Below are 11245 nucleotides of genomic sequence, written 5' to 3' on the forward strand. Positions count from 1 at the left end.
ATGGATCAAACACCTGAATCTTTCTACGACGCCGTCGGCGGCGCCAAGACCTTCGACGCGATCGTGGCCCGCTTCTATGAACAGGTCGCCGAGGACGAGATATTGCGGCCGCTGTATCCGGAGGAGGACCTCAGCGGTGCAGAGGAACGGCTACGGATGTTCCTCGAGCAGTACTGGGGCGGTCCGCGGACCTACTCGGATCGGCGCGGACATCCGCGCCTTCGGATGCGGCACGTGCCCTTCCGGATCACCCCCATCGAGCGCGATGCCTGGTTGCGGTGCATGCACACCGCGGTCGCCTCGGTCGATGCACAGACACTCGACGACGAGCACCGTCGCCAATTACTGCAGTACCTGGAAATGGCCGCCCACTCCCTGGTCAACTCGGCGCTGTGATGGGCGACGACACAGCACAGTGGTGGCAGTCCGCGGTGTTCTACCAGGTCTATCCGCGCTCGTTCGCCGACAGCGATGGCGACGGCGTCGGTGACCTCGACGGCCTGGCCGACCGACTGGATCACCTGGAACAACTTGGGGTGGAAGGCATTTGGCTCAACCCGGTCACGGTGTCACCGATGGCCGACCATGGGTATGACGTCGCCGACCCGCGAGACATCGACCCGCTGTTCGGCGGCACCGCCGCCTTCGAGCGGCTCATCACCGCGGCCCACGCACGAGGCATCAAGGTCACCATGGACGTGGTGCCTAACCACTCCAGCTCGCAGCATCCGTGGTTTCAGGACGCGTTGGCCGCCGGGCCGGGTAGCGCCGAGCGCGACCGATACTTCTTCCGCGACGGTCGGGGGCCCGAGGGGCAGTTGCCGCCCAACAACTGGGAGTCGGTGTTCGGCGGGCCGGCGTGGACCCGGGTGAACGAACCGGACGGCAAGCCAGGCCAGTGGTATCTGCACCTGTTCGATTCCGAACAGCCCGACCTCAACTGGGACAACCCGGAGATCTTCGACGACTTCGAGAAGACGCTGCGGTTCTGGCTGGAGCGTGGCGTGGACGGATTCCGCATCGACGTGGCGCACGGCATGGCCAAGCCACCGGGCCTGCCGGACGCGCCCGAAGCGCACGTCGAGATCCTGCGCCACACTGACGACGACCCGCGGTTCAACAGGCCGCACGTGCACGCGATCCACCGCGATATCCGTGCGGTCATGGACGACTACCCCGCGGCGGTCACCGTCGGAGAGGTGTGGGTCCACGACAACGCGCAATGGGCCGAGTACGTGCGACCCGACGAACTGCACCTGGGCTTCAACTTCCGGCTCACCCGCACCGAATTCGACGCCGCGGAGATCCGCGAGGCCGTGCAGAACTCGCTGGCCGCCGCCGCGCTGGAGAACGCCACGCCCACGTGGACGCTGTCCAACCACGATGTCGGCCGCGAAGTCACCCGCTACGGCGGCGGCGAGATCGGGCTGCGGCGGGCGAAGGCCATGCTGATGCTCATGCTCGCCCTGCCCGGCGCGGTGTTCCTCTACAACGGTGAAGAGCTCGGCTTGCCCGACGTGGATCTGCCCGACGAGGTGCTGCAAGACCCGACATGGGAACGCTCGGGACACACCGAGCGCGGCCGCGACCGGTGCCGGGTTCCGTTGCCCTGGTCGGGCGAGGCTCCCCCATTCGGCTTCTCCCGCAATGCGGAAACCTGGTTGCCGATGCCGGCCGACTGGGCGGCACTGACCGTGGAAAAGCAGCGCGCCGACCCCGATTCGACGCTGTCGTTCTTTCGGACCGCGCTCGGATTGCGAAGGAGCCGTGCCGAATTCGACGGCGGACACGACTGGATCTCCGGCCCAGAGAACACGTTGGCGTTCCGGCGTGGCGCCGGCCTGGTGTGCATGTTGAACGCCGGTGATCGGCCGGTGGCGCTACCGGCCGGCGAACCGATCCTCTCGAGTGCGCGGGTCGAGTCCGGGCTGTTGTTGCCGGACAGCGCGGTCTGGCTGCTCTGAGCGGCGCCGCGGTCACAGCGATCTGCCCGCGACGACCAACCCGCCCCCGTGCGGCTGCGTGTCCCTGCCTCCTGAACACCGGTGATCACGGGAGCGGGTGCGGCGTTCCGAATAGTATTGTGTCGAGCGCATACACCATCACAATGGCTTGAAAGCCGCTGGCGAGTGTGATCAGGCCGACGTCCGCGGCAATTGGATAGCCGATTGCGTTGATCAACCCTTCTATCGGTTGACCATTCAAGACCTGCAACATGCCATTCAGGAACAGGTTCACGTTATAGCTGGGGAGAGTGAAAGCGATCTCGCTGGCGATATCCGCGGTCGGCAGCAATGTTGCGTACGCGGTTGAGTACGCTTTCACAAATGCGCCACTCAATGCGCTATTGGTCGCCTGCAGCTCCAAGATCAACTCTTTTGCCACCGAGACCGGCGATTTCGTCGTGAGTGACGCCAGATCGCTTGACCATGTCGAACCGGACTGCAGCGCGTTCACGATGTCCGATGGCCCGATGTTGGGCAGCGGTGGCGGCCCCTGGGCCTGAATCTCGTTGGCAGCATTGACAATGCCTTGTTGGGTGCCGACGGCCAGGTGGTCCAGCACCGTCAGTGGGCTCACCGGCGGGAACAGCCCGAACGGTGTGGGCACGTTGGCCGGGCCGATGTCGTAGCCATACCCCGGGTGGCCATAGCCCAGGTTCACCAGCACTCTGAGGTTTGGCTCCACCAGCTCTGCGAGCGGATTACCGACGTAAGGAATGAAACGCACCGGTTCCAGCAACGGCAGATGTTTGGTCGGGATCATGTAGTAGGTACTCTGCGTGGGCCCCTCTGTCGGCAATTGGATTGCGGTGTCGATCTGCGCCTGAGTCAGGTGTTGGTAGTCGCCGTGCACGAACGGTATTCCCATGACCGCGTTGAGATCGGCGAGCAGGTTGATCGGGTACCTCGGGAAGTCGGCGAAGCCGTCATACTCCAGCGTGTAATTGACGGTCGGGAAGACGTTATCCGGAGTGGCGCCGTAGAACGTGAAACCCAGACTGGGCAACGTAAGTCCCGCGAAGCGCGCGGCCACACCGCCGTTGGGATTCATCGGGTTACCCAGCAACACGAAGTTGACCTGGGAGTTGGTGATGCCTTCGGCCACCAGCCGGGGCATCACGACCGAGGACAACACCGCACTCTGCGAGTAACCCAGCACGGCGATAGAACCGTCGGGGGGAAGGGCAGCGAGTTGCTGCACAATCGCGTCCGTCAAGATCGTCGACCCGCGGGCGATGGATATGTCCAGGGTCAAGTCCTTGATGCCGGTGAACGGATACAGGCCGTTGGGGGTCGACACACCTTGCGGCGGGCTGGCGGAAGGAAAGTGTGGCGCAACGTATTTGGTGTAAACATCCTGGATGTACGCTGCCGGCGGCGTCGGCACGCCGCTTTCGCTCAAGATCAGGGCAGCGTCCACAGGCACCGGCGGCGGGGCTGCCACCAGCGCCTCCGTGGCGGCCGTCACGTTCCCGGCGAGCGGCGCCAGCAGCGCGTGTGTTGACTTGATGAGCGTGGTGAGCGACAGCGAAGCCGCCACCTCGGCCTGTGCGTAAGAGTCGCCGGCGGCTTTCAATACAGTCGCCACCGCGTCGTGAAACGCCGCCGCATGGCGGCTCAACGCCTGATAACTACGACCGTAGTCGCTGAAAAATGCCGCGATCGCTGCAGAGACTTCGTCTGCTGCGGCCACCGCCACACCGGCAGTCGGACCCACAGCGGCGAGTTCGGCGCGTCGTACCGAGGTACCGATCTCTGCGATGCTGGCCGCTGTCGCGGACACCGATTCGGGTCTCACCAACAGATCCGTCATTGCCCTTCCTTCCTCACCACGTCCGCGCCAACCGGGCCCGCCCGACGTCAACGACCCATGCCGATCGCCAGACGGTGGCGCCGGGGCCCGGACACGAAGCCGGCGCGCGACTTTGGCGTCCGGCGGCGAACACACGCTGATCCTACGATTCGACCGTCGGGTCGCCGGGTCGAATCGTCGAAAAGACGCGTGCCGTCGACAACGGCTGATTGATCGACTCGCGATCATTGTCGCGCGTAGTGGAATGGTGTCCCGCTCTGATAGATTCCGCCCGAAGACGACACGTGCGTTGCGGGACTCGAGCGACCCCGCACCAGCGGCTCACCACGGTCATGTCACCGTGACCCGAGCCCTGACATCTCGAAAACCTTTACAACTTCGTCGATTGAACGCCTGAGCCACGTAGGCCGGTTTGGCCCACGCCGCCCGCTCGGCTATAGGTAGTGCATGACGCCGTACGCATGGACAGTGATCGGAGCGGGACCGGCGGGCATCGCCGCGGTGGGACGACTGCTCGACCACGGAGTGCCCGAGGACCGCATCGCCTGGATCGATCCGGCTTTCGCCGCGGGAGATCTCGGCACGAAGTGGCGCGCGGTGTCGAGCAACACCATCGCTAGTACCTTCCTGGAATACCTGAACGGCGCCAAAGCATTTCGCTTCTCTGAAGCTCCCCCATCGGCGCTGCACGAGGTCGATCCCGACGAGACGTGCGCGCTGGGCCTGGTGGCCGATCCGCTGCAGTGGGTCACCGGGCACCTGCGAGAACGGGTCCAGATCTTGCAGACGACCGCAACCACCCTGACGCTGACGCAACGACGGTGGCGGATCGAGACCGGGCTGGGCGAAGTGGGCTCGCAGAACGTGATTCTCGCGGTGGGCGCAGTGCCGAAGAGCCTGTCGTACCCGCATCTCCAGGAGATTCCGGTCGAGGTGGCACTCGACCCCGAACGCCTTGCCGATCAGCCGTTGGAGGGGGCCACCGTCGCGGTGTTCGGCTCCTCGCACTCGACCATGATCGCCTTGCCGCATCTGTTGCGGCTACCGGTGGCCAGGGTGCTCAATTTTTACCGCAGCCCGCTTAAATACGCTGTTTACCTTGATAATTGGATTCTATTCGATGACACCGGACTCAAAGGCCGGGCGGCCGACTGGGCGCGGGAGAACATCGATGGCGTCAATCCCGACCGGTTGGAGCGGTACTTGGTGTCCAGTCCCGAATTCGAGGACAGGCTGCAGGAGTGTGACCACGCTGTCTATACGGTCGGCTTCGAGCCCAGGACGCTGCCCGCCACGCCGCAATGGGGGTCGCTGCACTACAACCCGCAGAATGGGATCATCGCCCCCGGACTGTTCGGCCTGGGCATCGCATTCCCGGAATACGCCGAGGACCCCTACGGCTATGGTCAGCACCGCGTGGGTCTGAAGAAATTCATGGACTATCTGAACTGGGTACTGCCGCTGTGGATGGTCTACGGCACGTAATACTCCGCCAGATTTCAACAGCTCACAGCATTGACAGCGCCGCGTGGGCGCGTCGTCGGTACACCGAACCGAACCGGGCGTCGATGCGCAACCAGGTCGGGGAGATCCGGACCCGGACCATCTCGTCATCGCTGATCGCCTCAGCCGATTGCGGGAGGAAACCCATTGCGGTCATAGCGAATACGCAACGCATGGGCATGCCCACCACGACGTCGCCGGAGCTGACCTCGACGACCTCCTGGTCCAGCAACGAGACCGGCGGTCCGTGCGCACCGCCGTGCTCTTTGGCCAGGTCGGCTCCCTGTTGTGCCAGATCCAGCATCAGCTTCGCGGGAATGTCATCAAGGTGGGTGAAGCCGGATTCGGGCGGCAGGGCGCCCCGCCACGCCGAATCCATCGTGAAGCCCGGATCGACGTAGCCCGTGGAATCGCAGGCAGTCAGCCCGCGAGCCAACGCGTCCGCGGCGACCGACATATCGTGCGGTTTGACTTTGCCCACTACCACCCGACTGGCCAGCACGTCGAAACCCGTTGCCACCCAGGCCGTCAGCAGCCCCGCCGACCGGGCCCGGATGCGGATGACCGCGGCCTCGTCGAGCCGCAGTGCGTGGTCGACGAACGCCGCCAGGTCCGCACGGTGTGCCGGATCGGCCAGCCACAGCCCACGTTCGATTACCGAATCCACCGTTGCAGGTACTCCCGATGATGAGGCGACAAGCGCACCAGACGCTGCTCCTCGATATGAACGGCCGCCAGCTGTGACTCGGCGATGACGGCCGGTTTGGACTCCGGGTCGGCGTTGACCGAGCGCACTTCGTAGCCCAGCGTGAAGTCGACCGCCCGCAACCGTTTCGTCCAGATGGTTACTTGCAGCGGCGAATCCACCAGGCGCAACTGATCTTTGTAGGTGACCCGGACGTCGGCGATCAGCAGCCCGATGGTGGTGATGTCGGCGCCGAACGGTTCTTTGAGGAACGGGACGCGCGACTCTTCGAGAATCGTGACCATGGTGGCGTGGTTGACGTGCTGGTACATGTCGATGTCCGACCACCGCACCGGCACCGCTGCGACGTAGCCGATGCTCATCCCGACGACGCCCGTCCGCTGGTGCGTGTCATGCGGCGGATTTGCCGTGCTGCCACCGACAGTGTGGCGAGATCTGTTGCACCGCTTTCCCGTATCTCGTTGAGGGTGCGACGGGCACGCTCCACCCGGGAGGCACTGATGTGTTCCCACTCGGCAATTTTCTGTTCACCACTTTCGTCGGGCTCGCCGGCCGCGAGAACGTCGAAACACAACGAGCGCACCGACGAGTAGATGTCGTCTCGGATCGCCAACCGCGCCAACGAGTGCCAGCGATCGGTGCGCGGCAGCTCCGACACCGCCGTCAGCAGCGAGTCGGTGCCCAGCCGGTCCATCAACGCGAAATAGGTGTCGGCGACCTCGGCCGTCTCGATCTCGGTGATGTCGGCGATATCGATGATGTCCAGCAGGCTGTAGCGGTACAGGCCGGCCGCGACCCGGTAGGCCAGGTCCGGCGGCGCGCCCTGGGCGGTGAACTCCGCGGCCTCCTTCTCGACGATGGCCTTGTCGTCACCGCGCAGCCACTCCGACATCCGCGGCGTGAGCGCCTTGACCTTTGCGGCGAACCGGTTGATCTCCGCGCCGACGGCCAGCGGCTGCGGCCGGTAGTTCAGCAGCCAGCGCCCGGCGCGGTCGATGAGCCGCCGGGTGTCCAGCGTCAGCCGGTCGGAGAGGGCGACCGGCAGATTGGCGGCCCGGATGCGGTGCCAGATGTGGTCGATTCCGAAGATCGCGTCGGTCGCGGCGAACGTGCGCACCGCGTGGATCTGGGGCACACCGACGTCTTCGGCCAACCGGAAGGCATAGCTGATGCCGGCCGTGTCGACCATGTCGTTGATCAGCATGGTGGTGACGATCTCGCGGCGCAGCTGGTGTGTCCGGATCTCCGGCGTGAACCGCTCTCGCAGCGGCTTCGGGAAGTAGGCCGGCAGCCTGGATGCGAACACGTCCTGGTCGGGCAGCTCGGTGTTGAGCAAGTCCTCCTTGAGCGCCAGCTTGACGTGCGCCATCAGCGTCGCCAACTCCGGTGAGGTGAGTCCCAGGCCCGCCTCGGTGCGCCGGACGATCTCCTTCTCCGAAGGCAGGGCCTCGAGTTCGCGGTTGACGCCGCGCTCGGCCACCAGGTACTTGATCTGGTCGGCGTGCACCGGAAGCAGGCTGGCCGCGTTGGCCCGGCTGGTGCCCATCAGATCGTTCTGGTCTTCGTTGTCCTTGAGCACCAGCGTGCCGACCTCGTCGGTCATGGACTCGAGCAGCGGCGTGCGTTCGTCTGCGTTGACCTTGCCGGCGGTGACCAACGAGTCGATCAGAATCTTGATGTTGACTTCGTGGTCCGAACAGTCCACGCCGGCTGAGTTGTCCATCGCGTCGGTGTTGATCCGGCCACCCGACAGGTCGAACTCCACCCGACCGCGTGCGGTCACGCCGAGGTTGCCGCCTTCACCGATCACCTTGGCACGCACCTGGTGCCCGTTCACCCGCACCGGGTCGTTGGCGCGGTCGCCGACATCGGCGTCGGACTCGGATTCGGCCTTGATGTAGGTGCCGATCCCACCGTTGAACAGCAGATCGACCGGCGCCTGCAGGATCGCCCGCATCAGGTTCGGCGGGGCCATCTCGGTGACGTCACCGTCGATACCCAGTGCGTCGCGCACCTGGGCGCTGATCGGGATCGTCTTCTGGTCACGGCTGTAGACCCCGCCGCCCTCGCTGATCAGTGACTTGTCGTAGTCGTCCCAGCTAGAGCGGGGCAGGTCGAACATCCGTTGCCGCTCCACCCAGGAGGTCGCCGAGTCGGGGTTGGGATCCAGGAAGATGTGCCGATGGTCGAAGGCGGCGACCAGCCTGATGTGCTTGCTCAGCAGCATGCCGTTGCCGAAAACGTCGCCACTCATGTCGCCGACGCCGACGACGGTGAAGTCCTCGGTCTGGGTATCGACGCCAATCTCCCGGAAGTGCCGCTTGACCGCCTCCCACGCTCCCTTGGCGGTGATGCCCATGGCCTTGTGGTCGTAGCCCACCGATCCGCCGGAGGCGAACGCGTCACCGAGCCAGAAGCCATAAGACTTGGCGACTTCGTTGGCGATGTCGGAGAACGTGGCGGTGCCCTTGTCCGCGGCAACGACGAGATAGGCGTCGTCGCCGTCGCGGCGCACCACCTGCGGTGGCGGGTTCACGGCTTTGGTGGCGTGGTCGACGTTGTCGGTGACGTCGAGCAGTCCCGAGATGAACAGCTGGTAGCAGGCGACGCCTTCGGCGCGGGCGGCGTCGCGGTCCGCGGCAGGGTCGCCGATGGGTAGCGGCGGCCGCTTGACGACGAAGCCGCCCTTGGCTCCGACCGGGACGATCACGGCGTTCTTCACCGCCTGCGCCTTGACCAGGCCCAAAATCTCGGTGCGGAAATCGTCGCGGCGGTCCGACCAGCGCAGCCCGCCGCGGGCGACCGGTCCGAACCGCAGGTGCACGCCTTCGACGCGGGGCGAGTAGATGAAGATCTCGAACTTGGGCCGCGGCAGCGGCAGCTCGTCGATCAGCTGCGCATTGAGCTTGACCGACAGCACGTCGCGACTGCGGGCCGAACCTTCTTGTGTCACAAAGTAATTGGTGCGCAGGGTGGCCTGCACCAGCGAGGCGAAGGCGCGCAGAATGCGGTCGGTGTCCAGGCTCACCAGCGCGTCGATGTCGGCGGCGACGGCCGCGGCCGCGGTTTGGGCGTCGCGGCCGCTGCCCGCCGATTTCGGGTGGAACAGCGCTTCGAACAGGGCGACCAGTGAGCGTGCCGTCGAGGGATGCTCGTTGAGCACCGACTCGATATAGGACTGGCTGTAGGGGAAGTTGGCCTGCCGCAGGTACTTCGCGTAGGCACGCAGCAGCACCACCTGCTGCCAGGTCAACCCGGCGCGCATCACCAGCTCGTTGAACCGGTCGATCTCGACGCGGCCGTGCCAGATCGCAGTGACGGCGTCGGCGAAACGTTGCGCGCCCGCCTCGCGTTCCTCCTCGGTCGCCGCCTGCGGAATGGTCGGGTGCGGCTGGATCTTGAACTGGTAGATCCACACCGGCAGTCCGTCGGGGCGGATGACGGTGAACGGCCGCTCTTCGAGCACCACCACCCCCATGCTCTGCAGCATGGGCAGCAGCTGGCTCAGGGATGCGGTGCGACCGCCGAGGAACCAGGTCAGTTGCGCGAGCCCGTGCTCGTCGCCTTCGGAGAACACCAGCTTGACCGAGTCGTCGCTGAGTTCCTTGATGACGGCGATGTCGTTGATGGCCTCGGCGGGAGTGACGGCCTGCTTGTATGCCTCGGAGAAGGCGGTCGCATAGTGCTCGGCGTCGGCAAAGCTGACATCGGCGGTCGGGGCCGCGGCGGTCAACCGGTCGGCCCAGGTGCGGGCGGCCTCGCTCAGCAGCGCCTGAATGCGGTTGCGATTGGCGTCGGAGACATCGACGGAGCCCGGCTGCGAGTCTTCGGGCAGCCGGACCATGAAATGCATCAGGGCCCAAGGGGATTCGCTGACCCGGGCGGTGAATTCGAGCCGGGTGCCGCCGAACTCACGGACCAGGATGTCCTCGATCTGCAGGCGCACCGGGGTGGTGTACCGGTCGCGCGGCAGGTACACCAGACAGGAGACGAAGAACTGGAGACGGTCGGCACGCAGGAACAACAGTGCGCGGCGCTGGGAACCCATGTCGACGACGGCCTTCGCCATGGCCAGCAGCTGTTCGGCGCTCAGGGTGAACAACTCCGGGCGCGGCACGGTCTGAATGACGTCGAGCAGCAACTGGCCCGGGTGGCTCGGGTCGCTCCCCGCCAGGGTGAGCGCGTCGCGGACCCGGTGTGAGATCGTCGGGATCTCCAGCACGTCGGCGTTCATGGCGGCGACGGTGAACAGCCCGACAAAGCGATGCTCGTAGACGTCGCCGCCTGCGGCGTACTCCCGGACCGCGATGGCATATGGGTAGGCGCCGTAACGCAGGTAACTGCCCACAGCGGCCTGCGCCAGCACCAGCAGCTTCGACTCGTCGGTGAGCCGGGGCCGGGTGCCTGAGCGGGCCCGCAGCACCCCGAGACCGCTGGAGCCGTCACCGGCGACCAAACCGTCCTGCACCTGGGTCCGCTGGTACCCCAGCAGCAGGAAATTCCCCCTGTTGAGCCAGCGCAGTAGCGCCGCCACTTCCTGGCGGTCGGGTGCTTCGTAGCGGCCTTCGGGATCGTCGTCGACGGCCGCAGCCACCTCGCTGAGCGTGTCGATCAACGCGGCCGCGTCGGTGGCGACGCGCTGTACGTCGGCGAGCACCTTGGGCAGCAACCGCTCGACCTCCGCGAGGGCCTTGCGGTCGACCGATGCCGACAACTGGACGTGGATCCACGCTTCGCCGACGTAGGGCGACGCGTCGTCAGCTTTGGGTTCGACGCGCTGCAGCTCCCCTGACGGGTCGCGGCGCACCTCGAACACCGGCGTCATGATCGCCGTGTAGCCCAGCCCGAGGCGGTGCAGCAGCACGGTGACCGAATCCATCAGCATGCTGCCCTGGTCGGTGACCACCTGCAGCGCCGGGCCGAAGCCGGCCGCATCGTCGGCCAGGTAGACGGCGACCGCGCTTTCGCCGGCCGGCCGGTGCTGAGCCAGTCGGCAATGCGCATCCACCACGCTGGGGGCGACGACCGAGGCCGGCTCACTCGATTGGTGAGGTCCGTCGTCGCGCGGGCCCCGATAACTGTCTCGGTAGGCCTTCGACACCCAGTCAGGGATTTCGGCGTCGTGCGTGAACGTGGTCCACGCCGCGACGTCTTCTTTGGCCCCGGGATCGATCGTCATTCCGATTGCTCCCCACTCGCGACGGATACCGCTTGGTTTAT

7 protein-coding genes are annotated in these 11245 nt (G+C 65.7%); 3 read left to right on the top strand and 4 right to left on the bottom strand.

The window, feature by feature from the left end:
• The gene (locus JX552_RS21190; RefSeq protein WP_205873859.1) at window positions 1-396 is read left to right on the top strand and encodes a globin; all 396 of its coding nucleotides are present in this window, start codon (window positions 1-3) and stop codon (window positions 394-396) included.
• Complete coding sequence (locus tag JX552_RS21195) at window positions 396-1964, top strand: glycoside hydrolase family 13 protein (protein WP_205873860.1); 1569 nt, start codon at window positions 396-398, stop codon at window positions 1962-1964. Before JX552_RS21190 ends, JX552_RS21195 begins: the two co-directional genes overlap by 1 nt.
• Before the next feature lie 85 nt (window positions 1965-2049).
• Here JX552_RS21195 and JX552_RS21200 read toward each other — a convergent pair whose 3' ends face one another.
• Entirely contained in the window at window positions 2050-3816 is a 1767-nt protein-coding gene (locus JX552_RS21200) for a PE family protein (protein ID WP_205873861.1), read from the bottom strand.
• A 447-nt stretch (window positions 3817-4263) separates the two neighbouring features.
• On the opposite strand from JX552_RS21200, the gene JX552_RS21205 reads away from it, so the two are divergent.
• Window positions 4264-5301 carry an FAD/NAD(P)-binding protein gene (locus tag JX552_RS21205; protein ID WP_205873862.1) on the top strand — a complete coding sequence of 346 codons (1038 nt, stop codon included), beginning with the start codon at window positions 4264-4266 and terminating at the stop codon, window positions 5299-5301.
• Between the two features lie 22 nt (window positions 5302-5323).
• Here JX552_RS21205 and JX552_RS21210 read toward each other — a convergent pair whose 3' ends face one another.
• Genes JX552_RS21210 through JX552_RS21220 form a run of 3 tightly spaced genes read right to left on the bottom strand, consistent with a single transcriptional unit; the run spans window position 5324 to window position 11204 of the window.
• Window positions 5324-5986: a DUF8010 domain-containing protein gene (locus JX552_RS21210; RefSeq protein WP_205873863.1), complete on the bottom strand. Its 663-nt coding sequence runs from the start codon at window positions 5984-5986 to the stop codon at window positions 5324-5326.
• The gene (locus JX552_RS21215; protein ID WP_205873864.1) at window positions 5974-6387 is read right to left on the bottom strand and encodes an acyl-CoA thioesterase; all 414 of its coding nucleotides are present in this window, start codon (window positions 6385-6387) and stop codon (window positions 5974-5976) included. Before JX552_RS21215 ends, JX552_RS21210 begins: the two co-directional genes overlap by 13 nt.
• Window positions 6384-11204, bottom strand: a complete 4821-nt coding sequence (locus tag JX552_RS21220) for an NAD-glutamate dehydrogenase (protein ID WP_205873865.1) — start codon at window positions 11202-11204, stop codon at window positions 6384-6386. Before JX552_RS21220 ends, JX552_RS21215 begins: the two co-directional genes overlap by 4 nt.
• Window positions 11205-11245 lie beyond the last annotated feature (41 nt).

This window comes from Mycobacterium gordonae (genome assembly GCF_017086405.1).
In the GTDB taxonomy this organism is placed as follows: domain Bacteria; phylum Actinomycetota; class Actinomycetes; order Mycobacteriales; family Mycobacteriaceae; genus Mycobacterium; species Mycobacterium gordonae_D.